This window comes from Spiroplasma endosymbiont of Labia minor, assembly GCF_964019845.1.
Classification (GTDB): Bacteria; Bacillota_I; Bacilli_A; order Mycoplasmatales; family Mycoplasmataceae.
Map to the genome: position 1 here is coordinate 111,359 of NZ_OZ026465.1, position 24,382 is coordinate 135,740.

General features: G+C 26.6%; 30 protein-coding genes. 6 read left to right on the forward strand and 24 right to left on the reverse strand.

The window, feature by feature from the left end; genetic code table 4:
* Nucleotides 1-14 precede the first annotated feature (14 nt).
* From atpD to AACK85_RS00595, 5 genes are all read left to right on the forward strand, one after another.
* Nucleotides 15-1,421 carry a F0F1 ATP synthase subunit beta gene (gene atpD / locus AACK85_RS00575; RefSeq protein ID WP_338970020.1) on the forward strand — a complete coding sequence of 469 codons (1,407 nt, stop codon included), beginning with the start codon at nucleotides 15-17 and terminating at the stop codon, nucleotides 1,419-1,421.
* Between the two features lie 21 nt (nucleotides 1,422-1,442).
* Complete coding sequence (locus AACK85_RS00580) at nucleotides 1,443-1,751, forward strand: F0F1 ATP synthase subunit epsilon (protein WP_338970022.1); 309 nt, start codon at nucleotides 1,443-1,445, stop codon at nucleotides 1,749-1,751.
* A 204-nt stretch (nucleotides 1,752-1,955) separates the two neighbouring features.
* Nucleotides 1,956-2,447 (forward strand): hypothetical protein, encoded by a 492-nt coding sequence (locus AACK85_RS00585; protein ID WP_338970024.1) that lies wholly within the window; start codon nucleotides 1,956-1,958, stop codon nucleotides 2,445-2,447.
* Entirely contained in the window at nucleotides 2,447-3,532 is a 1,086-nt protein-coding gene (locus AACK85_RS00590) for a hypothetical protein (RefSeq protein WP_338970025.1), read from the forward strand. The genes AACK85_RS00585 and AACK85_RS00590 overlap by 1 nt, the downstream gene beginning before the upstream one ends.
* A gap of 171 nt (nucleotides 3,533-3,703) precedes the next feature.
* The gene (locus AACK85_RS00595; RefSeq protein ID WP_338970026.1) at nucleotides 3,704-4,276 is read left to right on the forward strand and encodes a hypothetical protein; all 573 of its coding nucleotides are present in this window, start codon (nucleotides 3,704-3,706) and stop codon (nucleotides 4,274-4,276) included.
* On the opposite strand, the gene AACK85_RS00600 is transcribed toward AACK85_RS00595, so the two are convergent.
* The gene (locus tag AACK85_RS00600; RefSeq protein ID WP_338970027.1) at nucleotides 4,247-5,341 is read right to left on the reverse strand and encodes a 5'-3' exonuclease; all 1,095 of its coding nucleotides are present in this window, start codon (nucleotides 5,339-5,341) and stop codon (nucleotides 4,247-4,249) included. The two genes, AACK85_RS00595 and AACK85_RS00600, sit on opposite strands and share 30 nt — an antisense overlap.
* A gap of 487 nt (nucleotides 5,342-5,828) precedes the next feature.
* Between AACK85_RS00600 and AACK85_RS00605 the strand changes: the two genes are divergently transcribed.
* Entirely contained in the window at nucleotides 5,829-6,998 is a 1,170-nt protein-coding gene (locus AACK85_RS00605) for an iron-containing alcohol dehydrogenase (RefSeq protein ID WP_338970028.1), read from the forward strand.
* A 99-nt stretch (nucleotides 6,999-7,097) separates the two neighbouring features.
* On the opposite strand, the gene AACK85_RS00610 is transcribed toward AACK85_RS00605, so the two are convergent.
* The 23 genes from AACK85_RS00610 to AACK85_RS00720 form a co-directional block, all read right to left on the reverse strand.
* Nucleotides 7,098-7,706 carry a DDE-type integrase/transposase/recombinase gene (locus AACK85_RS00610; RefSeq protein ID WP_338970029.1) on the reverse strand — a complete coding sequence of 203 codons (609 nt, stop codon included), beginning with the start codon at nucleotides 7,704-7,706 and terminating at the stop codon, nucleotides 7,098-7,100.
* A gap of 140 nt (nucleotides 7,707-7,846) precedes the next feature.
* A complete protein-coding gene (locus AACK85_RS00615) occupies nucleotides 7,847-8,212 on the reverse strand; it encodes a hypothetical protein (protein ID WP_338970031.1) in 366 nt (121 codons plus the stop codon).
* 45 nt (nucleotides 8,213-8,257) lie between these two features.
* Nucleotides 8,258-8,674 (reverse strand): hypothetical protein, encoded by a 417-nt coding sequence (locus AACK85_RS00620; protein ID WP_338970033.1) that lies wholly within the window; start codon nucleotides 8,672-8,674, stop codon nucleotides 8,258-8,260.
* A gap of 19 nt (nucleotides 8,675-8,693) precedes the next feature.
* Nucleotides 8,694-10,859: a hypothetical protein gene (locus tag AACK85_RS00625; RefSeq protein ID WP_338970035.1), complete on the reverse strand. Its 2,166-nt coding sequence runs from the start codon at nucleotides 10,857-10,859 to the stop codon at nucleotides 8,694-8,696.
* Nucleotides 10,849-12,120, reverse strand: a complete 1,272-nt coding sequence (locus AACK85_RS00630) for a hypothetical protein (protein ID WP_338970037.1) — start codon at nucleotides 12,118-12,120, stop codon at nucleotides 10,849-10,851. Before AACK85_RS00630 ends, AACK85_RS00625 begins: the two co-directional genes overlap by 11 nt.
* Before the next feature lie 56 nt (nucleotides 12,121-12,176).
* On the reverse strand, nucleotides 12,177-12,599 hold the full coding sequence (locus AACK85_RS00635) for a hypothetical protein (protein WP_338970039.1): 423 nt from the start codon (nucleotides 12,597-12,599) through the stop codon (nucleotides 12,177-12,179).
* On the reverse strand, nucleotides 12,599-12,868 hold the full coding sequence (locus AACK85_RS00640) for a hypothetical protein (protein ID WP_338970041.1): 270 nt from the start codon (nucleotides 12,866-12,868) through the stop codon (nucleotides 12,599-12,601). The genes AACK85_RS00635 and AACK85_RS00640 overlap by 1 nt, the downstream gene beginning before the upstream one ends.
* Entirely contained in the window at nucleotides 12,852-14,471 is a 1,620-nt protein-coding gene (locus tag AACK85_RS00645) for a hypothetical protein (RefSeq protein WP_338970043.1), read from the reverse strand. Before AACK85_RS00645 ends, AACK85_RS00640 begins: the two co-directional genes overlap by 17 nt.
* A gap of 6 nt (nucleotides 14,472-14,477) precedes the next feature.
* Nucleotides 14,478-16,076 (reverse strand): hypothetical protein, encoded by a 1,599-nt coding sequence (locus AACK85_RS00650; RefSeq protein ID WP_338970045.1) that lies wholly within the window; start codon nucleotides 16,074-16,076, stop codon nucleotides 14,478-14,480.
* On the reverse strand, nucleotides 16,058-16,201 hold the full coding sequence (locus tag AACK85_RS00655; protein ID WP_338970046.1) for a hypothetical protein: 144 nt from the start codon (nucleotides 16,199-16,201) through the stop codon (nucleotides 16,058-16,060). The genes AACK85_RS00650 and AACK85_RS00655 overlap by 19 nt, the downstream gene beginning before the upstream one ends.
* Entirely contained in the window at nucleotides 16,201-17,301 is a 1,101-nt protein-coding gene (locus AACK85_RS00660) for a hypothetical protein (protein WP_338970047.1), read from the reverse strand. Before AACK85_RS00660 ends, AACK85_RS00655 begins: the two co-directional genes overlap by 1 nt.
* Nucleotides 17,301-17,603: a hypothetical protein gene (locus tag AACK85_RS00665; RefSeq protein WP_338970048.1), complete on the reverse strand. Its 303-nt coding sequence runs from the start codon at nucleotides 17,601-17,603 to the stop codon at nucleotides 17,301-17,303. Before AACK85_RS00665 ends, AACK85_RS00660 begins: the two co-directional genes overlap by 1 nt.
* A gap of 285 nt (nucleotides 17,604-17,888) precedes the next feature.
* Nucleotides 17,889-19,634 carry a hypothetical protein gene (locus AACK85_RS00670; RefSeq protein ID WP_338970049.1) on the reverse strand — a complete coding sequence of 582 codons (1,746 nt, stop codon included), beginning with the start codon at nucleotides 19,632-19,634 and terminating at the stop codon, nucleotides 17,889-17,891.
* The gene (locus AACK85_RS00675) at nucleotides 19,634-20,176 is read right to left on the reverse strand and encodes a hypothetical protein (RefSeq protein WP_338970051.1); all 543 of its coding nucleotides are present in this window, start codon (nucleotides 20,174-20,176) and stop codon (nucleotides 19,634-19,636) included. The genes AACK85_RS00670 and AACK85_RS00675 overlap by 1 nt, the downstream gene beginning before the upstream one ends.
* Complete coding sequence (locus tag AACK85_RS00680; RefSeq protein WP_338970053.1) at nucleotides 20,163-20,705, reverse strand: hypothetical protein; 543 nt, start codon at nucleotides 20,703-20,705, stop codon at nucleotides 20,163-20,165. Before AACK85_RS00680 ends, AACK85_RS00675 begins: the two co-directional genes overlap by 14 nt.
* A gap of 201 nt (nucleotides 20,706-20,906) precedes the next feature.
* Nucleotides 20,907-21,794, reverse strand: a complete 888-nt coding sequence (locus tag AACK85_RS00685) for a hypothetical protein (protein ID WP_338970055.1) — start codon at nucleotides 21,792-21,794, stop codon at nucleotides 20,907-20,909.
* A gap of 68 nt (nucleotides 21,795-21,862) precedes the next feature.
* Entirely contained in the window at nucleotides 21,863-22,117 is a 255-nt protein-coding gene (locus AACK85_RS00690) for a hypothetical protein (RefSeq protein ID WP_338970057.1), read from the reverse strand.
* 19 nt (nucleotides 22,118-22,136) lie between these two features.
* Nucleotides 22,137-22,934: a DNA adenine methylase gene (locus AACK85_RS00695; RefSeq protein ID WP_338970058.1), complete on the reverse strand. Its 798-nt coding sequence runs from the start codon at nucleotides 22,932-22,934 to the stop codon at nucleotides 22,137-22,139.
* The gene (locus AACK85_RS00700; protein ID WP_338970060.1) at nucleotides 22,934-23,071 is read right to left on the reverse strand and encodes a hypothetical protein; all 138 of its coding nucleotides are present in this window, start codon (nucleotides 23,069-23,071) and stop codon (nucleotides 22,934-22,936) included. The genes AACK85_RS00695 and AACK85_RS00700 overlap by 1 nt, the downstream gene beginning before the upstream one ends.
* On the reverse strand, nucleotides 23,071-23,439 hold the full coding sequence (locus tag AACK85_RS00705) for a hypothetical protein (protein WP_338970062.1): 369 nt from the start codon (nucleotides 23,437-23,439) through the stop codon (nucleotides 23,071-23,073). Before AACK85_RS00705 ends, AACK85_RS00700 begins: the two co-directional genes overlap by 1 nt.
* Complete coding sequence (locus AACK85_RS00710) at nucleotides 23,439-23,867, reverse strand: DUF3850 domain-containing protein (protein WP_338970064.1); 429 nt, start codon at nucleotides 23,865-23,867, stop codon at nucleotides 23,439-23,441. Before AACK85_RS00710 ends, AACK85_RS00705 begins: the two co-directional genes overlap by 1 nt.
* Entirely contained in the window at nucleotides 23,867-24,088 is a 222-nt protein-coding gene (locus AACK85_RS00715; protein ID WP_338970066.1) for a hypothetical protein, read from the reverse strand. Before AACK85_RS00715 ends, AACK85_RS00710 begins: the two co-directional genes overlap by 1 nt.
* Nucleotides 24,088-24,225, reverse strand: a complete 138-nt coding sequence (locus AACK85_RS00720; protein WP_338970068.1) for a hypothetical protein — start codon at nucleotides 24,223-24,225, stop codon at nucleotides 24,088-24,090. Before AACK85_RS00720 ends, AACK85_RS00715 begins: the two co-directional genes overlap by 1 nt.
* Nucleotides 24,226-24,382 lie beyond the last annotated feature (157 nt).

Sequence of the window (24,382 nt, forward strand, 5' to 3'; positions counted from 1 at the left end):
TAGGGAGATATATTATGGCAAACAATATTGGGAAAATTGTTCAGGTTCTAGGACCAGTTGTCGACGTTAAATTTGATGAAGACAACATTCCAAAACTTTACAATGCTTTAACAATTAAAACAATGGATAATCAAGAGTTAGTCTTGGAAGGTGTTCAACATGTTGGAGATGAAACAGTTCGTTGTATTTCTATGGGACCAACCGAAGGATTAATGCGTGGAATGGATGTTATTGATACAGGTGCAGCAATTTCAGTACCTGTTGGTGATGAAGTTTTAGGTAGAATGTTTAATGTTTTAGGTAAAGCAATTGATTTAAAACCAGAACTAGATAATGTAAAACGTATGCCAATTCATAGAGAAGCACCAGCTTATGATGAATTAACACCAACAGCCGAAATTTTAGAAACTGGAATTAAAGTTGTTGATTTAATCGTGCCTTTTGCAAAAGGTGGGAAAATTGGATTATTTGGTGGAGCTGGAGTTGGTAAAACTGTTCTAGTTCAGGAATTAATTAATAATGTGGCTAAAGCACACGGTGGTATTTCGGTATTTGCTGGAGTTGGTGAACGAACAAGAGAAGGAAATGACCTTTATTATGAAATGATAGAGGCTGGAGTTATTGATAAAACTTCACTAGTTTTCGGTCAAATGAATGAACCACCGGGTGCTCGTATGCGAATTGCCTTAACAGGACTAACAATTGCTGAATACTTTAGAGACGAAAAAAATCAAGATGTTTTGTTGTTTATAGATAACATATTTAGATTTACGCAAGCAGGTTCAGAAGTATCTGCATTATTGGGGCGTATGCCTTCAGCTGTTGGTTATCAACCAACTTTATCAACTGAAATGGGAGCACTTCAAGAAAGAATTACATCTACAAAAAAAGGTTCAATTACTTCAGTTCAAGCTGTCTTTGTTCCTGCGGATGATTTAACAGATCCTGCCCCAGCAACAACTTTTGCTCATTTAGATGCACGTACCGTTTTAGATAGAGGAATATCTGCTTTGGGAATTTATCCAGCTATTGATCCGCTGAGTTCATCATCTAGAATGTTGGATCCAGATATTGTTGGAGAAGAACATTATCAAGTAGCAATGGGTGTTCAAGAAATATTGCAAAAATATAAAGATTTACAATCTATCATTGCTATTTTAGGAATGGATGAATTATCTGAAGAAGATAAAATTATTGTTTCAAGAGCTCGTAAAGTTCGTAATTTCTTTTCACAACCATTTTTTGTTGGTGCAAAATTTACAGGCAGAGAAGGTAAATATGTTTCAGCAGCCGAAACTGTCAAATCATTTAAATCAATTTTAGATGGAGAATGTGATGAAATTCCAGAAGGTTATTTTATGTATGTTGGTAATTTAGATGAAGTTTGAGATAAACATAATCAAGACAATAAGAAAAAATAACAGTAAGGGTGTGTTAAAAATATGGCAAATCAAATAATGTTAAAAATTGTTACACCTGAAGGAATTTTTATTGATGATAAACTTGTTGATATAGTTAATTTACAAACAGTTGATGGTGACATTGGTGTTTTGTATAATCATGCTCCAATTATTTCAACTTTAAAAATAAGTGTGGTAAGTTATGCAATTAATGGTGCACATACATATATTCATGTTCATAGAGGTTTGGTTTTAATAAGTCAAAAACAAGTAAAAATTATTACAGAAAGATTGTATTTAGTGGATGAGCAAGGTATTAGACTTGACGATAAACCATTAGAGGCAAATTAAAAAATTCAATTGTTAAGATTGAATTTTTTAATTTTTTAATGCACAAGTGTTTAATTATTAGACAAGCACTATCACTAGGAAAATCGCAAATTTTAGTGTATAATAATTAATGTAGGATTGCAAATAAAAAAGCAATCCTACGAATACAAACTTAGCCCATGTGGCATGTATAAGACGTATGTTCTTAGAAAGAAGAATTTTTTTATGCAAAAGTTTTTATCTATGCTTGCAGTAGCGAGTTTAGATGCTTTTGATGAAGCACTATTAAATTTGCAAAAATTAACGCCTGAATCTAAAAAAATGATTTATGATTTAGACGAAGTTGGCATACCTGTTTTTGAAAAAACAGTTGGCCTTGCTAAAATAGAAATTAGTGTTAATTTTATTGAACAATATAAAAATAACAACAATTCAAAAGAGTTAACCGATTTCGCTCTTTCAAAAGAATTACTTGACAGTATTAACAACTATAAAGATGACTTTATAGAAACTATTAATAAAGAAAATTTTAATGCTTTGTATGCATTTATGTATCCAAATGAATCTGTTAATTTATTTAAATTAAATTGGGAAAATGCAAATAATGGTTTGTATGATGGAACTACAAACCAAGATGAGCAAATTGACCCTGTATCAAACACACATAAATTGGAATTCGCTTCTGATTGCCTTTTGAATGGTGCCAAATATAGTTAATGAAAAAATTATTAGCCGTATTAAGCTCCTTATCGTTATCTTTAATTACATCATCAACTTTAGTTTCTTGCATAAGCATCAGCCAAGGTGATGGTAACTATAAAGAAGATGGTATTAAAATTTCGGATGATGTAATCGATTTAAGTATTGATGATTATTCTCCAGTATCAGATCATGCCTCTTTTGAAATTGTCAATGCAGGTTCTATTTTAAAAGAATTTGCACCAACTATTTCTGTTGAGGATGAAAATTTGGTAGCCATTGAAACAAAACAAGAAAGTAATACTAAAATATTAGTTGATGTTTTTGCTAAAGTTAATGGTTCTACTAAAATAGATATTTCATTTGATGGATATTTAGAAAAAGATGTTTATATAGATGTTTCAGGATATGATGAAAATTGTGTAATTTTTACAAATCCACTTGAAAACAACGATTATAATACTTATCCAGAATTTGTTTTGGATAAAAATACAATTTTAGAACCTGTCACAATTCCATTGATGACTAAGTTAGGCAATTCAGATTTACTTGATCTAGAAGACGAAATTAATGTTATTGGTGAAAATCAGTATTTTAATTTTAAAATTGGCGAAGATAAAAAGTCAATTATTGTAACACCACTAGTGGTGAGTGCAAAAAACATTTTAAAACAAACTATTGAAGTTAAAAATAAAAATTCAACAGAAGTTTCATTATTGAACTTTTCAAGTCGATTTGCCGGGAGTGATATTTTTGGATTTTCAACTTCAATTTCAACAAATGGAGCAGAATATCAAGAGTTACTTAATTCTACAGATGAATTATCTATTTCTCAAAAAACCTCTGTTAATTTTGTTCTTATGCCAATAAATTATGGAATTTTTGATGATGAAAGTGAACGTGTTCCTGGATTGATAGATACAGAAAGATTGCATGTTAATCTAAATGGTATACCTTGTAAAAATGGAAAAGATTATGTTATTTCGGATAGTACACTATTAATTTCAACAAGAAATTATTCGGTGAATGATTCTTTAGTAATTAATCTAAAATATACACAAATAGATGAAATGGGTACAATAGTGTTAAAATTCGTTAAGTAATAATTTTTTATGTTATTAATTTAAGTTAATAACTACTTAATAGATATACAGTTATGTTTATCTATTCCTTGATTTCAAATCTCTTTACATGACAAACTAGTTTTCTAGTTTGTTTTTTATTTGTAATTATTTAACTGTTATAATAGATAAAGAATATTTGAGGTTAATTTAATGGAATTAAAAACTTTTTTAAATAAACATAGTGAAATTAAAACATTTAATTTGTCAAATAATGAAATTGATCAAAAAATTTATGAAAAAATTGATAAATTAAAAAATATAAAAGCCGTAATAAAATTATATGAAAATACAAATATTAAATTGCCATTTATTTTGGGAATAGATGATGAAAATTTAATTTGCTTTATTGTCAAAAAAGATTCAAATGTCTTGGAAATGAAAATTAGCCAATTAAAAATTAAAGCAGTACAAATAAATAATATAATGTCATTCAAATTTCAAAGTATATTAATTTTAAATTTTAATGATGAATCAAATATAATGGGTGCTGCAAAAAAAGCTTATCATTTGAAAAATTTTTGTGCAATTTTGTTTGGTGTTAATGTTAAAGAATTAAAAGCAGTAACTACAATTAATCCATCAATTTTAGAAAAAAATAAATTAAACGTATTTGGATTGGCAGAGAAAATTAAAGCAAAAAAAATATTGACACTTGGATCAATATTTTTGGCAATATGTTTAATTATTGCACTACTAGTCTGAATCTTCGTTATAATTTTCTAGTTTCGTACTGTAGTTATCGTTTGTTTTATTAAAATTTCTATGTATATCTTTTTCTAATTTATCTTTGTATTGTTTGTAAAATTCAAAACGCTTTGTAGTTCAATCTTCGCCATTTTCAATGGCAGTTTCTTTTGCAATCCTGGCAGCTCTTCTAAACTCTTTTTGTCTATCTAGAGCTGGCTTAATTGTTTTTAAGAATGAATACATACCGTTTTCATATAAAAATTTGCTTCATCCATAATAATCAACTTTCAATGATCGTAGATTAATTCTTCCTAAATCTACATTAGTTTTAATTGTTGCTAATTCTTTATTCATTAAAATTTTATCCTTGTTACGAAGTAATCTTTCAGAAAGATTTTTATCTTCAATTTCATCAATTTTGTTAAATATATTTTCAACAGTTCTGTATTTTTCTAATAATTGTTGTGCTGTTTTGTAATGTAATCCTGTAACACCTTTTAAATTATCTGAACTATCACCCATCAAAGATTTAATATCTGGTATTTGACTTGGTAAACATTGAAATTCTTCTATTACAGTTTTTGTGTCAACAAATACTTCAGGAGCACTTCTTGAAGCTTTTGAAACTACTGTTACATTTTCGTTTACCAGTTGGTATATATCTTTATCGTTTGATAATATTTCAATTTTATATCCCAACATTATTGCAATTCGTGAAATTGTTCCCATGATATCATCGCCTTCAAAAGTTGGTCTTTCATATCATGGTATATTTGCATCTGTTAAGAAATTACGTACAATTTGCATTTGTGGTAATAATTCTTCTGGTGTGTCTTTTCTTTTTGCTTTGTATTCTGGATATATTTCTTTCCTTCAACATGAATTTCCCACATCAAATGTAACAATGATTGTATGATATTTTTGTTTTGATATACATTCATTTATTTTTGATATAAATGTATATACTGCATTAACAAGAATTCCATCCTTGTTAATTGAATTTTTATTTCTTTTTAAAGAACCATAAAAACCTTTATGTAAAAGATGATAACCATCAATTATCAAAATGGTTTTTTTTGCCAAAACATCGTTTTGTTCCATTTTATCAATCCTTCTTGTGTTTAAACGCACCAATTTAAAAATTAACACTAATAAAAAAGTGCTTTTTATTATAATGCAAGTGACTTGTCCCCAGTCTATTTCTAAATATATTTGTTTGTGATTAGAAAATGCATTAAATTTAATCTATAAACAAAGTCCCAATATCGTTTATAGAAAATAATTCGTTTAGTAATTTGGCCTAATTATTAATATAAAAATAATTTATTTACATCCAAATCCTTTCTTTTTATTAATAATTATTTTACATAAAAAATTGAAATATATCTATAAATTTATAAAATAAAAACACATTTGAACCTCTTAATAATTGAAAGATTTATTATAATTATGCCATGTTTATTATAGTGATTAATTTACATTAAAGCAACTTAAAATAATAATTTAATTTTTTTTATTTCCATGAATAAAAATCGGGATTTAATAAAATTAAATGTAGTGTATACTTTAAAAGAAAGAAGGTAATTAAATGATTTATGATTTTCAATATTATAATCCAACCAAAATTTATTTTGGTAAAAATTCATTGACTAGTTTGAATGACGAATTAAAAAATTATGGAGCAAATATATTATTAGTTTATGGATTTTCTTCAATTAAAAAAAGTGGTTTATATGATAAAGTGATTCAAATTTTAAAAAATGCAAATAAAAATATTATTGAATTGTCTGGAGTTATGCCAAATCCAACTTTTAAAAAAATGATAGAAGGAGCTGAATTGGTAAAGAGACATAGTATAGATTTAATTTTAGCTGTCGGAGGTGGCTCTGTAATAGATATTTCCAAAGGTATTTCAGCAGCAGCATATTGCAAGACAGATCCGTGAGAAAAATTTTGAATTAAACACGAAAGCGTTGATACAAAAATTACACCAATAGCTTCAATATTAACTATGGTTGGCACAGCGTCAGAAATGAATGGTGGTTCTGTAATTACAAATGAAGAACTGACAATTAAAACTGGAAATGTTTTTTCACAAGAACTGTATCCAAAATTCTCAATATTAAATCCAGAATATACATTTACAGTACCTGAATATCAAATGGTTTCAGGCATTGCCGACACAATGTTGCACTTATTAGAACAATATTTTTCGGGTGAAGATGATAATACTTCAGATTATTTAATTGAAGGATTACTTCGTTCACTATTTCATTCAACTCCAATAGCAGTCAAAAATCCATTGGATTATGAATCAAGAAGTAATATTATGTGAATTGCAACTACAGCATTAAATAATTTGGTAGGTTTATCAAAAGCACAGGATTGAAAAGTTCATCAAATAGAACATCAATTGAGTGCTTATACAGATTGTGCACACGGTATGGGATTAGCAACAATAGCTATTCCATATTACCGTTATATTTATAAATATGGTTTGCAAAAATTTAAACGTTTTGCAATTAATGTATTTAATGTAAATCCGACAACTAAAACGGATGATGCAATAGCTCTTGAAGGTTTAGATTTACTTTCAAAATTTATTAAAGATAGCAAAATGGTTACAACTTTAAAAGAGTTGGGAGCTACACCAGAAATGCTTCCTAAAATTGCAAATTCAGTAAGTGACAGAGGCGGAGCGTATAAAATATTGAATAATGATGAAATTTTACAAATTTTACAGAATTGTTATGAATAATATTTTGATTGTTTAAATATTTTTACAAAAACACATCTTATTGTAAGGTGAACCCTGAAAATGGTACTGAATAAAAAGTCACATACCTAGTTACAAAAATTATAATCTAATTTCTCAATTTTGCAATGGGAAATTAGATTTTTTTCTATATTTATTGTAATGATTACATCAATCAACAACATCGAAAATATATTCATGTAACGAATTATACTTGTTGTTATGAATTGTTCCGCATTTTAAACGTGAATGTCAACTCTCTATGATAATATTGTCATAGCAAGCAAAATTTGAACCCATTGATTGTTTCATGTTGTTCGATTGAATTTCAGTTTTAAATACGTTTGAATTATATGTTTGCGCGTGATCTGACAGAATTATCGTTTCTGTTAGATCTTTTTTTATTTGTCTAATTTTCTTAATTGTGTCTTTTAAGTTTTCCATTACTAAATTCAAATCATTTTTATAACTTATTTTAAAATCAATAATTTCTTTTGTGAAACAGTCCATCATTGTCGATATGTAAGCTTTTTGACCATTTCAAATCAAATAGCTTACATCAGTTGTAATAACAGACAAAGGTTCTGTAATTTTATTTCACTGTCTTTTGATTAAATCAGGTATTATGCATTCTTTTGTGATTGTACTTTTATACATACCTTTATTTTTTTGTTTTTTAACATAATTTGGTGTCATTGAATATTTTTTCATTAGCCGATGTACTTTTTTATGGTTCATCGGAAGTTCCGTTTCTTTTGTAAATTTAGTCAATAATCGATAACCAAATTCTTTTCGGTGTTTTACTCATAAATTATAAAGTCAATAACCATCTTTTAAATCTTTATCTTGATCTATTTTTTTGTTTTGTCTGTAATATGTAGTTTTTGTAACATTAAGTTCTCGTAATAAGTTTTTAATTCTTCATTTTGTTCTATTTTCTCTAATAAATTTTGTGCGTTCTTGCGTTCTTGCTTCAAGAACTCTGTGAACTTTTTTTGAATTTCATATCTCTCTTCAAAATCACTTTCAGATGAGATTCGACCTCTCTTCAAATTTAATTTACCTGCCTTAAAATTACGTATTCATGAATTTATAGTATTTCTATTTATACCATATTTTTTCGATATAAAAACTACACCAAATTTGGTGCATTCTTTAATAATTTTTAATCTTATTTCTGAGTCGTATTTTTTAAATGTTTGTCCTAAGGTTGCCATATCTATAATTGCCTCCTTGGATATTATATCAAAAAAACGCCTATTTTAGGCGTTTTCATTATAGTAAATCGTAAAGTTAACTGTAGCCATTATACCGTAGTCATCTGCATTTACTTTAAAATTTGAATTAATGTCTTTTAAATAACGATATTCTGTGATATCTGTTTTTCTAACATTTTCTTTATCTTCTCAATTTGAATAAATATAAAAAGGCTTTTCATTTTCAAAACATCAGCTACCAATTTGATTTATCGATGTGCTAACACAATCACCAGAAATAAAAATATCAAATTTATCTTTTATATAATCTATAAATGCCATATCTCAACTACCTTGAATTGAATGAACAGTTACCTCTGATGGCAAATCTCTAAAATTTTCCGGTTTTCCACACGAAACAACAGAACTTGCAAGATTTATTGAAAATAGTAATGATGTTGTTAAACCTAATAATTTTTTCATATTTTTTTCTCCAATTATATTAAAAGTTTAACATAAACTGACCATTTGTATCGTTGGTTTCATCTCCTATTTTTAAATTAAATTCAATATTACTTAATTGCATTTCAAAACTTATCTTTCATTCTCCTACTAAATTTAAACCTGTAAATAACAATTCTGCTAAATTAAATAATTTATTTTCTTCAATATCAAAAACAAATCTTCCTTCAAGTGAAATATCATTTATTCTTAAATAATCTATATTTCCATTCCCATATTGGTTCAATAAATATTCATTTGAAAATCTAGTTTTAAAAACATTATATTTTGAATATTCTCCATTGGACAATTTTACCTCTCCTGGAATTGTAGATGGAATTGCTGACGTTTCAATTTGATTATCAATTTCAGGAAACGCCATTATATTTGAAGCTAAAATATATTTTTTTGAAACTGAAATAGAGCTAACATTATCAAATTCAAAATTGGTCTCACTAAAATTACCATAACTAGAAATCAATTTGACTGTTAATGTTGCATAAGGTATTGTAGGAATTTCATTTGGATCTTTTATATCAGGAGTATTTGTCAATTCCAAGCCAAATGGGAGAATTAATTTGGAATCATCTGATTTTCCCTGATTATAGGAATAGTTAGAAATGATATGATTTGATAATGCTGAAATTACTCATTTACCTCGTTTTAAAATATTTCTATTCTCTGCTGTTTTTAATAATTCAGGGTGTGTATTAACTCATAAATCAAAACGATTAGAAATTGCAGTGACAACATCACCAGCTTTAACTGCTTCATCACGTAATTTATAAATATCTATATTTTTTATTATTTCCTGATTAGTATTTTTATCTAAATCTATTGCACCTCTGAAATTATTTTTAGCGTGATAACTGAAATTTAGCATATCAATAATCAATTGATAAAATTCTGTCTTGTCAAACAAAACTCCTCTCGTGTAAGTAATATTAATAGGGTTTTTTACAACAAAATTGTCGGCTGTATGTGTGACAATACTGTTTGCGGGTCAACCAGTTGGAATATCTACACCAACAGATTTATTTTCAAATCCATTTACTTCACCAGGTTTAACAGAAATATTAAATTTGGAAGATGAATTATTATCAGTTGTTAGTTTAAAATCTGTTAATAATGCATCCTTACTTTCGGGTCTTGTTGGACTACCATTTGGAAATGTTCTTGATGAATAATCATATTTAACTGCCATTTCATTTATTGTTAGTTCTGTAATACCAGAAATTGTTATTCCATCTTTTCCTCCCTCAATTACATCTCCCAATTCTAAAAATTTACCTAATGAGAACTCTTCATTATACTTAACGTTTTGGCTGTCTAAATAATCAAATATTTCTTTAAAACCAACAATTTGATTTGAATTTCAAAAATCTAATAATTCAACGGTTGGCGATGTTTGATACGGAAACATTTGTCTAACAAATAAAAAAGTATTTTTATCAGGAAATAATGGAGGTCTTGCTCCGTTTTGCTCTAAAGCTTTAATTGATGTTAAAAAAGTTCCATCAGGCGATTTGACTGTAATAGCTTTAATTTTTTGTTTTGTCATATCAGGATTTGCATTTAATATTTTTAAAGGATGCACACGTGCTTGTTGTGCTCAGTCATCGATGTTTATAGCTTCAAATGAATATCTTAAAATAGACAAATGTAGATTTTGAGGTGGTGTCATTGTTAAAATTATAAATTTATCTACGTCATCAAAATTATCGTTAGTTAATTTTTGATTGAATGTATAAAAATATAAGTTTTCCTCGTCTAAAAAATCAACTACTTTTTCTGGTGCGCCACTAACTACTGTATTGTCAGAGCAATATTGAAATGTATACGATTGCGGTGCAACACTTTTAAAAATACTATTTTGAGTTTGCTGTGTATCATAAATTTGGGTTAAATTAATTATTCCTAATTCATTATTATTTACTGCATCAATTTCAACATAATCATCAATATCTGTAACAACTAGTGTTGTTCTGTTTAACGCCACTTTAATAAGATTATGTTTATTCAAATTTCTGCCACTAAAGCTATTTATTTTATATAAGTATAATTTGTAATAAACACTAGCAGTACTATATAAATCAACTAATTCTTGTTGATTATCAGAAACACCATAAACTTCATCAAATAATTCATCACTATAATTATTTATCATTTTTACTATCCTCTTTTTCTATTTTATTTTCAACTGGCTCAAATTCAACTCATATTTCACTTTTAAAATTAGTATTTAAATATGAATTTGATAGATTAATATATTTAGTAAATACTTCTGTCAAAAAACGTTCATAAATTAATTTCTTATGTTCATTTTTTGGTGTTGATAAAAACTGTCTTGCAAAAATTTCAGCTTCTGTTTGTTGTGCAGATTTGATAGAGTCATCGTCTGCCGGAATTCCTAATGATTGATAAATTGAACGCAATAGTTCAATTTTTGTGGCCTGAATTGTACTCATTAATGATGCTGGCTGTAGATATCTGATTAATTGTTCTAAAGCAAAATCAAATTCAGATCCATTCGATTGAATACTTACAATTTTATTGCTATAAGTATTTGTAAAATCAATTGTTTTTTGGTTAGGCGTAATGGCATTTACTTTTGTATTAGCTAGCGTACCAGTTTCTCAAAAAGGTAAAGTATTCATTGATGCATAATAATTTGTAACTTGCTGTAATCTCTCTTCGACGTTTACAAAAATAGATTTGTTTAAGTAATTCTGACGTCGAATAACCACAATTGGTATTTCCTCTAATGTGGAATTAAATTCCAATATTTCTTCTATCTTTTCAATTCCTAAATTTTTAAAAGTATCATCATCGCTAAAATATTGTTCATTCTTTTTATCAATAAAGAAATTTGCAATATAACATAAATTATTTTTTATTCAAACAGATCACGTTAAAGAGAAAACAGTTCCATTAGTATTAACAAATTCTGAATTATCTTGCAGTGTAACTCTAGTTAATTTTCCATTAACGAATGTTGAGTCAATTATTTGACAGGTAAGTCATTCAATTTTTGAATTCAAGGGAAATAAAAGTAATGCCATTTGGCCATAAATGCATGAACCTAAATTTAGCAAATAATTTTTTTCATTAAAATGTTGCTCGTTACGAACTTTAAATAGCTCTTCTAACGTTTTTTGCTCAGCAATTATGTTAATTGGTGTTGAATCGTATAAACAAGAAAATCATTCAGCAATATCATTTTTTAATTCTAATTCATATTTATAAGCTTCTTTTGGTTTGTAATTTAAAAAATCAATTTGATTTGATTGAATATTTTGCTTGAATTCTCTTTCTTGTTTTAATTCATTTTGCTTTTTAATCATTTTAACTGATTGTTCTTGCATGGAATTAAAAATTTCTTCTTTGCCAATTTGCAAATCACTTTTAAGTTGTGCTTCTCTTGTCATTTTTATTTCCTTTCAATTCAAAAAGCGACATCAAAGTCGCTAAAAATTTACTAATATTAATAAGTTTTTTGCAATTTACGCAATTCTTCAGAAGTCTTATAATCATAATTTAGATCATACTCATCTTTATTTAATTGTTTACGTTCATTTTTAATTCTTAGTTTTTCTGCTTTTCTTTCTTGACGTGTGATTTCTTTTGAAACACCCAAGCTTTGTTGCATTTTTAAATTATTTGTTCGTTCTTTTTTAGATAAATCTGTTTTTGCAGTATGTATGTACAATGCAATTCAAATTAAAAGACCCAAACCTAAACCTACACCTAAAGCAATAGCGAATTGAATTCCAGTATTGCTGATTAATGAATTAACATTTTTGATATTAAAAAACAGAATTACGAACATTATTGCAAATGAAATTAGAAATGAAATAACGGGCATTACTATCAATTTAAATTTATGATTTTTGTGAACAGTTAACATTATGTGTCACCTCCCTTCTCATCTTTTTGTTCAAATGAATGTTTAATTTTTAATTTGCCTTTATAAGTACCTAGTTCAAATTTGCGTTTAATAAACATAATTAATCAGGCAATAAATATAATTAATGCAATGATAGATACAACAGTTACAGCTAGCAATCACTTTCAATTTTCCTGTAGTCAATGGAATTTTTCAATGATTTCGCCAATACCACCAAGCATTCCGCCACTTAATGTAGTAAAAGTAACTGCCTTAATTATTTTCCTCATTATTTTTACCTCCAAATTTTGAGACATTACTTTTTAGATGAGGAAACTCATTATAAAAATAATTTTCAAATTGTCTTAACTGTTTTAGCTCATTTTGCATATCTTTTATTTCAGAGTTATTTTTTGAGCTATTGATTTTAAATTCTAAATTTAATATTGCCTGTCTAAGATCTTCTTTTGATTTTAAATCTGAATATAATTTTGATTTTGGTGTATGAGTTATAAAATTATGTAATTTTTCTAATTTTATTTTGCTTTCATTATTTCAAGGCACAAAATCTATTTCCCTTAATTTTCAAACAGAATTAGTTACAACAAGGTCTTTAATACCATCTGTTTTAGATTTTAAATTTAACATTGCGATACTTACTTCTCCCCCTCTTTCATATTGATATTCGAAATAAAATCATGCTGATTCTTTAGCATTTGAGATTGAAAAATAATCTGTCGTTAATGAAATATTTCCGTCTCCAATTTGTAATGCTGGTAAAATAGACTTCATATTCTTGTAAATAAAATTATTCATAGCAGGTACAGCAAATATTTCAAATTCAACAATTAAATGACATACTTTTCCATCACCCGATTGTGAGACGAAAATTGGTATAGCGGTGTTTGCATTCAAATCTCAACTAATTTTATTTGTGCCAACAAAAATATCTTTAATATAATATTTTCCCTCAATAAAAACAGGTGTATTTTCATAATAAATTTCATTCGGTATTAGCGTTGAAGAAATTGACATCATATTTTTTTCTTCGTTTAAATTAAAGCTCTTAAATTTATCATTCAATTTTTTTGTGATGTTATATGATGGAGCTTGTTGTTGATGCGGTTCAGTAACAGTAGTTGCAAAATCGTCTATTACTAAAGCATCAGTAACAGCTGATGCAGAAATGTTGTGATCAATATTTACAGAACCATCATCGTTGTTTATCACTGTTGTTGATACTAAATCTCCATGAATATTTAGATTTGAAATTATTTTTTTGATAGATTCAGTTTCGGTTGTGATTAATTGAGACGTATCCGCTTTTTTATTATCCAAATTTTCTAACTCTAAATTTATAGACATATTTAGCATAGATATTATTTGGTCAACTTCATTTTTTGTATAAAATTTAGCTAAATCTAAAATTGGTATTTCATCGCCACCATCTTGCTTTCATTTGAAATAGATAAAATCAATTCCACTCGTTTTTCAAGCATCGATAGCTTTTGCAGATAAGAAATCTAAAGAAGATATTGCAAAAAAATTAGTTGTCGCATCTGTTCTACCACCTGTAGTAGTTGTCATTGATGAAACTGTTTGTGACTCTACTGTTTGACCATTGTAAAGCAAACCATCTATTGCATAATAGGTAAATCGCTTCAAATACTCAACAGTATTGTCGCTAAAACCACTAATATCAAAATTTTTATTAATAAAACCTTCCAGTCTCATATTTAAAATATCTTGTAATTGCAAAGCTTGAGTTTCAAAATAATCTTTCAAATTTGAAAATCTGTTAGTTAATTTTTTTGGCAATACTTTATTACCACTGGCAGAACGTCAATTGTTAAATCAATCATTGTATGATGTATTCGATCATAATTTTTGCATATTAAGTTATCACGTCCTTACTCTTTTTCTCATTCTACTTTGCGATTTAGATTTTATTAAATTTAGAAAATTACCGGTTGTCAAAGTATCGTCCATTAAATTTTGAAAATAACTTGAAGCAACAATTGAACCAAATAAAGTTTTTGATAATAAAATTGAAAACTGATGTTTGGCTTCATCTTTAAAATCAAAATTTAGTACATTTGTTGCTAGAGATGTTGTACCGTTTATTAAATTTCTAATTCTATTGTAATCTCGCATTAAAGACAATGAAGTTCTAACAATTGATGTTCCCATAAATATACCAACAGATGTTAGTATTTTTGAATAACCACCATTTCGGCCTAATTGCCAATGTGTTCGATAAAAATTATTCTGATGTTCATTTGTAAGAAATTCAGTAGCTTTAACTAATGTTGTATTAATAAAAATATCATTGTATTTAGTTACTTTTGGTTTTGTTTTTCAAACATGTGGCATTTTTCTAATTTGTAAAATTACTTCATCAAAAGACAACGGATGAACACGATAACCTAAAAACATTTCCATATTTCCATTTATTCAATTTGAATTTTTTAGAACAGAGTTTTTGTATTTTGTAATATCAACTTTCATCATTATTTTTTTACGTAATTTAGCTATTGATTTTTCAATTGGTTCCATCATTTTATCAATAATTTTTTTAACTCAATACGTTGGGTCTAATTTTTGCAAAACAGAATTTGTAATTCTACCTAATTTTAAATAAGCATCAACCATTTTATTGAAATGACTTGATTGCCTTCTTAACAAATCTAATTTTTTAATATTTGGAATAGAAATTTTACCTTTTAATTTATTTAACATTGCAACAAATTCTATATCATTTAAATTTGCAACTTCTTTAATTGATAAACTATTTTCCAATAAAAATTCATTAATTTGTGATAATTCCGATTTGGATAATTTCTTATTTAATGTTGGCATCATTTTTCTATAAATTTTATGCAAATTTAGCAATTGGGCTAAATCTTTTTTAGGTAGCACTTTTAATTGTTTCATTGTATAGCTATCAGCTAACATAGCAAAAGCCGAAATTATCTCTTCATTTGTAACTTTATCGCCAAAACGAATAATAAATCTTTTTCGCGTCAAGACAGATCTAAAACGTAATAGATTTCTTAATTCGGCATATGTTTTTATTTCTTGATTTATACCTAATTTTTTTAAAAAATTTAAACTTTTAGCATATTTTAAAATTTTATCAGCTCTTAGACCTCGTCCGATTTTACCTATTTCAGAAAAAGAAAATACTAAATTTAATAGCGTATTTGTACCAGATAAATTACCAGTAATTGCATCATATGCAGTATCTACCGTAAACTGAGTAACAGCATTTGCAATAAATGATGATGTTTCTGTTGCAAACATTGATAATTCAAGTGACTCTCCTATTGCTGTTGCAATACCACCAGTTAAAGAGCCAAGCGCAATTGAAACAAATGTAACTCCTAAAAATTTTAATAATGACAATCAAAATGAATTTGAATTTTTTGCATTTTGTCTGTTCACTATTTTAATTTCTTGTGGAGTTAAATTGAAATTTACTAAGTAGTTGTTTGCCATAAAGTCAATTTTTTGTAATGTTGTTTTACTTTATCTATGCAAGATAAACAAATTGGCTTATTATACATAGTATTGTACAATTCTGTATTTTTGTATTTTAGTTTGCAACTAATACACTCTGTCATTATTTTGTGTCCTCATTTCTATTTTCAGGAATTTTCTTTTCAATATCAGTAATTTTTGTTTGTAAATTTGTAATTAATTCGGTTATTTTTGATGAATTATTTTCAACTGATATTGATATATTTTTTTTACTTTCAATTTTATTATAGAAATCTTCAACAACTGATTCAGCTACATGAATTCTTTCTGCAAGTGTTTTAATATAACTACTATCATTTTTAATTCTTTGATAATTAGCTTTTACAATTGTTTCGGTTGGATCTACTTTTGGAACAGGCACAGAATAAACCAAACTATCTTTAACAATAAATGCGTCATATTTCGACTCAGTAATAACGTATTGTTGACCTGTAAATTCTCCTTCCATATATGTTGAGGCTTTTGGTTGTACAAATGTTTGTCTAAACGAAACAACATTTGTAGGAGTTGTAATTAACATGTAATATCCTAATTTTTTTAAAGAGCGAGGAATTATTTGTCATCCAAAACCTGTATATATTTCTAAAGCAGTTCCTTCAACAGTTTTAGCACCCGAAATAATATTTTTTGCTTTTAAAACAGCTATTAATTTATAATCCATAATTACTTTGCATTGTTCAGGTCGTAAACGTGATGCCGAGTCTTCCATAACAGATTGTAACTCTCCTAATAATTCTGAAATTGTATCAATATTTCATGTTGTAGGGGCTTTAATTTGTCCATCGACATTTTTTGTTGCAGACTCAACTATTTTTGCAGCAATATAATCATCAATCAATCATGAAAAATCTGCTTGCATTTGAAATAATTTGGCATCTTTTCAACCAATTTTTAGTCCATAATGACCCAATCTATTTTCGCCACCAAATCTTTGATTAACAGGAAATGTAATAGTAACTTCTTTTATGTGTTTAGAAATAATTCCTATCGCGTCATCATAATCCTCTTGTGCTATAAACGGAGACATAAGCGGTATTCTTATATTATCTCGTGGTAATGCATTACCATCCTCAGAAACATTTGAAAATGCTGAAAATAATTTTGACGTAGCATTCAATGTATATTTATTTCATTCAGCAACTAATTTTTCATTATTAAAATCAATATATCTAGCAACAGCCATTATTTAACAACTCCCAATCCATTTGAAAATGACATTTCCTTACCATCTACATCAATTGTTTCGTAAACTTGAGAAAGCATTTTTTCAATCGCTAAATCTGCTGGATCAGTTAATTCATCATCCTTGTTGTCAAATGGATTTTTTGAATTTGAAATAACTGGATTATCAGATTTTGGACTTTCATTTTTTGCTATATAATCTTGTATAAATTTATTTTGTTCAGTTAAAACTTTTTTTGTTTCAATTGAATCTGTTTGTATTTGTTTAATTGTATTTAACAATTCTGTTAATTTACTTGCCATAAATTTTTCCTTTCATTTTTTTTATTCCTTACACTTCACATAAAACACTTCAAAAGTCAAGTGTTTTTTTCAAATATTTTAAAAAAATTTAACATAGTTTCGATTCCTCCCGCAAAAAAGAATTTCTTGACTTTTGTTTAAAATCATGTGAAAATACTAATGTTTTAATTTTATTAGAACAGAAGGAAAAGTTGTCAAATGTTTTAGTACACGCGACAAGGAATTTTTTTTTGTGGGAGGAACGAACTTTTCCGTTTCCGTTTAGTAAATGGAAATATATTATGTTTATAATAAATAGTTTCTGTACTTGGATAATGCATACTCAAACGCATTGATTGTATCAAGTTTATTGATACCTGGCTTTTCATTTCTGATACTTGTTTTATCATCTTTAATTACATGTTTAAAATCTCGTAGTAAACAACTTTCTTTATTCAAAAACCTAATTTTGCCTAAGCTAAATAGATGTTTAACTGTGTTTTCTCGTTCAACAATTGTTCAAACTTTTTTCGATGTTTTGCCTGTTTTTATGTTTCTACCTGTTGCTGTAAACGTATCGAAATTTGCTAAATCAGTAAATGATAATAGTTCTTCATCTTTAGTTAAATAATCATGAATGATATGAACAATTGTTCTTGAGTCTTGACCCATTCTTAATTTAATTTTTAATGTCGAATAATATTTTGGATTAAATTTCAATAAGGCCTTTCATTTGAATTTAATTCACTCTTTGACTAAATTTAATTTTTTTACCTGATCAAAAAATTCTTTCGATGAAATAATCAATTCATCAAGAACAGTAACAGTATCAAAAATACCATCTTTAAACTTAATACCTAACATTACTCAAACTGCATCATCTTTTCCTTTAACTGAATCTGCGTAATCACCACCAAATAATATGTCATCAAATTTTGAAATTGAAACATCAAATAATTTATTATTTGAATTAGCTAGCTCAATTGATTTTTTATAAACATATTTTTCATTCGCATATTGTTGATCTAAGCCAATAATAATTTTTTCATAAATTTCTGGAACACGTTTTTTTAAAAAATTGGCAAATTTAGGCATCAAATCTGTTAGATTGGAACTGTTAATTTCAGATGATGCAAAAAATATTGTGAGTCCCAAATCATCGATTTCTGATAAATTGTTATCTGCAATTATATAATTATTAACTAATCTCTCTTTATCTATTAAAAAATTATCTCCAAGAAACAATGTTTTTGCGGGGTGTCTATTCACTTGATTATCATGATTATTAAAATTCATTTGAAATTCAATTTGCTTTGTTAAACTAAATTCAAATTTTGTAGTAACATCTTCATTTTCTATTTTTATAGAAACAGTTCACATTTTTAATTTATCTGTAAATGTTTTGCAACCTTTAGATCTAATTTTTTGTTGAACAAATTGTAAAAATGTTTGCATTCATTCTGATTCATCTAAAATAGGTTTTTCTGAATAATCTAACGGAACTATCTCATCAAAAGTAGTTATAAATTCAGCACCAACTGCTTTTTCAGCGTTTCCAGTTCACGATTCAGCATTATCATAACCACCAGAACTCAATAAACGGCCATTAGGTCATTTCACAGAAAATTTCCCTTGCGATTTTGAGTCAGTTATTTTTAATGCTTTAGCTTCAATAGCATCTAAAATTGTAGATCCGTTTTGGTCAAATAATGCTGAAACTTTATAAAATGTTGTTGATAGTTGATCGTATGCGTGATTATTAAAATAACGTCAAAACTCACAATTAACATCAGTAAAATTACACATAAAAAATATCTTTTTCATTATTTGAAAAGTTGTTTTTCCAATACCTTTAGCTCCGCCAAACATTTTGAAAGTAGTTGGAAAACATGACATTAAATAATATGGATTAACTGTTTTGACAAATGTTTTAAAATTCATACCTAAATTTGAACTGTTACCAACTCAGTTATGCTCTTTTAAAAATTTTTCTTCCTCTTTTATTTCTGTCGCTGACATTTTATCAATTAAAAATTCATAAGTAACTTTCATTATTTGATATTAATTTTCTTTTTTGTTTCTACTTTTTTATTATTTTTAATTGAAGTTACAGCTTTAGCTATTAAAATGTCATCTGATTTTTTTGCAGTTCTTGCATTTAATGTGCCAATAATTTTTAATGATTTAATATTTATTAAATTTAAAACATTTGATGTAGTTTGAGTATTTTTATTTTTTCTAAAGACATAATATAAATCACATTTAATTTCAATAACATCATTAATTTTTAAATTATTTACTAGATCAGTTTCTTTTTTATCAATTGCATCTAAAAAACAGTAACCAGCAGTTGAACGTAGCGTAATTTTTAAAGTTTCTATCCTTTTACCATTTGAAACTGATAATGAATTTTTATCAATATTATAGACAGACATTACTGCTGTACATTTAATATATGTATCAGAACTGTCAAATTTATTTAGACGTATGTTTTTTGTCATTTTCGGTTCGCTTTTTGTCATTTTAGGTTCGCTTTTTGTCATTTTAGGTTCGCTTTTTGTCATTTTAGGTTCGCTTTTTTTAGTTATTGCCATTTTTACCACCTCTTAAATTTCCTCTTAAATCATAGTAAGTTAAATTTTTTCTTATTGTTTTTTTCATACGCTCACAAAGCAAATATGCATCAACTATATGTTCAGATTTTTTAAAATTTTGTCATCTGTATTTATCGTTTTTAATCGCTTTATATTCTTCTTTATCTTTTCAATCAGGTTGTAACCCAACATATTTTGAACCAAATAAGATTTTAAGCATACCTATCAATTCAATAGTTTTTCTAACTTGTAAAGGTACTTGTTTATTTTTATCTGATTGATGTGCTTTAGGAATATAGCACTCTTCAACTGCAAAATATTCAATTGAACCACATTCACTTTGTATTTTTTCAATGTATTCCATTATTTGAGTTACTGCATCGTATGGATTATCAGCTTCAATTTCAGTCATTTTTCTTGCAGTAAAATTTGAATTGTTATTGTAACATACTCAAATACCACTAGTACCCATTCCTGATGGATCTATACTAAAAATTAATGGATTTGGAGAGTCTAATATTTTACTCATTTTTAATTACCTCATATAAGATAATTTATCATATTCAAATTTAGTGGATGTGTTTACTTGTTTACTTGTTTAATATGTTAACGACAAAATAAGAACTTTTAAAATTCACTATAATTCAAAACGAATGCAAAAAATGTATTGACAATAAAATCAATACTGGCTAATAATATGAAATTTAAATTTTATTGCACCTACTAAAATTTAAATAAAATCATCGTAATCGAAATCAGAAATTACCGTATTATTATTTTCTGATTTATTTTTTTTATCTATTTTTTTAGGTGGTGGTGATTCAGGTGCATTATTATATTGTTTTGGATCAGTAACTATTTGTTCAATATTAATTAATTCTAAATTTGCTAAAGCTTTTGCTTCTTCTGTAATTTTAATTCTTTCTTTAGCTTCTGCAATTTTTTGTTTCATTGCTTTGTTTTGTTCTAATTCTTTTAGTCTTCTTTTAACACTATCCATTGTTGAAACAAATTTAGCTTCTGCGATTAATTGTTCGTTTAAAAGTAACTCATTTGTAACTTTTAAAGTGTCAAATAAATCCAAATAATTTACATGTTTTTTTCTATGAACAATATCTTTTTCATTATTACTTTCAATTTGCAATCAGCACTTTCAAGTTGACTTAATACCACAAACTGTAAAATCTAGTCTGTCCATTGTTTTACCTTCGTACTTAAAATCTTTAAGAGAATAAACTAACTTTTTATCTGGATCTTCAAATCCACCTTTTGGAAAATGAACTATTAAAAAACGATTATTTTCATAATCAGGAATACGAACTTTAATTGAATTTTGGCCAAATTTTTTTGATATTATTCATTCATTTTTAATAATTATATTCGATAATGTTTTGTGTTCTTTGTCTTGATTGATCACAATATTTTTTCGAATTTTTAAAAAAGAGCTCATATTGCCAATAACAGAAGCGGCCTGCTTTCTATTTAATTCTTTAAATTGTTTTGCAGAAGGTAAATTAAATTTTGTTTTTTGTGTATATTTTTTTATTTTTTCACCATCAAATTGTTTTAATAGTATTTCAAAATAATTTGATTGATCAATAGTTACAAAATTTTCCATGGTTACCTCCTCAATTTCTAAATCTCATTTAATATGCAACAAATTTATTGTTGTATATTAAACAAGCATTAGCTTGTTTTAAATATATCTATGTCTTCTCTAGTTGATGAATCAATATCAACTTTCATATATTGAATTTCATAGTCAATTATTTTCCTATCCTTGAAATGATAATTATATTGCTCTTGTCATTCATTTGCCTTTTCTTTAGTTGAAAAAATTTTATTTTTTTTCATTACTATATTCGAAATTTGATTTAGTTCAACATCATTTGCATCAACTTTTAAAATAACTGTATATTTTAATAAATAAACATGATCCATAATATATTCACCTCCTTTTTTAATTAAATAAAGTAATTTGTTTATATTTTATTTTGGTTACAAAATTAGTAATCAGAAGTTCTTTTCCCAATTTATTTTTATTTTTGCCTCTAAAGTCATAGCGTTTTTCTCACGTAATAATATGGAATTGCTTAAATAAATTTCTTGTATAATCACAATCGTTCAAACTTAAAATAAATTTGCCCTTCACTTTTTCTAAAATCGCTAACAATTCGTTAAAATCAAATTCATAATGCTTATATAAATCTTTAATATTTGGAATGAAATATGGAGGATCTAAATAAAAGAGTGTTTCTGAGCTATCATTTAATGCAATTATTTTTTTATAGTCTAAATTTGTGAATGTGACATCATTTTGCTTAAATAACTCTTCACAAAATTTCACTCTTGTTAAACAATCAAAGTATTTTAGATTGTATCTTGTAGTTGAAAATGTAGAATTTTCTTTACCACTAAATGAAAGTCTATTTTGTAATAGCATTTGTCATCCTAATTTATTTTTTTTTGGAATTGTGCTATAAATTTCTTTAGCTTCCTCTTCAGTTTTGAACTTTGGATATTGATTAATAATGTTGTTATTTTTAACATCATTTCAAAAAGTAATTAAATCTTGATTCAAATCATTAAAAATTGTGTAGCCTGTAATTCTATTTTCTATTAGAAGTCTTAATCCAACAGCGCATGATCCAGCAAAACATTCAATATATTTACCAATTTTTTTTGGAAAGAAACTTGCAATAAATTTGTCAGCTTTAGTTTTACCACCAACTCATGAAATAGGACTTATAAATTGCATTAGTGATAATATTTTCTTTCTTTTGAAAAATAAACTAATCATGAATTTGCAAAATGCAGTATTCGATATCTATTTGGACCTTCGTTTTTAAACCTTACAAATAAACTACCTCTAACTCTCATTTCTTCTTGCGTCATTATTTAACTCCTCAATCAAATTGTTGTTGACCGTGTATTAAATTTCATTTTTCTTGTGCTTCAAAAGACATGCTTGGTCTAATTTGTCCATCAATTTCTTTATATTTAATGTCATATAATTTTTCTTGCGCTTCGATTTTGATTTCTATAGCGCAATCACCACAAATGTATAAATCATTTTTTTTAAATTTTTCTGCACAACTTTTGCAAATATACATTTGATCATCACATCTTGAACATCAAATTGCATCACAATCTTCACAAATTCAATTATCACATCATATTTCAATATCACCACACATTAAAGCCTCTTGATGACATTCAATACATATAATTGTTTCACTAAATTTTTCTTTATCAATAGCCATTATTCCAAAACCTCCAAATCATATCAATATAGTTCATCACCTTGTTTAAAATATTCATTTAAAAAATCTAAGATTTTTATATACATTGACATTAATAATAAATTATTATTTGATTCAGCATAATCAATTCTCTTCTGCAAGTTTTGGCCTATTTTAAATGCATTCATTTCCTTATCAAGCGTTAATTTAACTTTTAATTTATCTTGAATACAATAATCGCAACAGTTACCATTATAGAAACATTGATTATCAGTCATACTATCTCTCATTGTTTTCGTTTGATAACCTTCGCACTTAGTTTTGAATTTTCTTTCAAAAACTATTAATTCAACTTCTCCTTCTAAATATTTATCTTTTCTGATTTCAAAATTTTTAAAACCTTTTTTAATTTGCTCAAAAAAGTCTCATCTAATTTTTAGTTGTTTCATTATTTGAGCACCTGCATTCCAAATTTCAAACCTACAATAAAATTGTTAATTTCATTAGCATTTCAATCTATGATTACTGCAAGTTCAAATCCATCACTTTTTCTTTTTATAAAAACTGGATTACTGCCTTTTTTAAACTCTAAATCTAAATTATTTTCATCAATTAATTTTTGTAAATCATTTAAAGTATCTTCATATAATTTTATTTGTTCTTGTGTCATTATTTTTCATCCTCATTTTCTACTTCAAATTCAGATGTAATTTCTTTTAGATGTTTTGACATAATTTCAGCTTCATCAATTATTTTTGTAAAACCAATTTGTATTTTTGCAAATAATTCTTTTTCTTTTTTTGTCATAATAGTACTTTCTCCTTTTATGTCTTTTATTTGCCTAAATCAGTAACAAATGGCGGAAAAAGCACTATCTCACGACAGGGGAACCATTAATTACTGGTTTAGACAAACAAAAAAACATATCTATTCCTAGATATGTTTTTTGACTTTTTTATGTGTC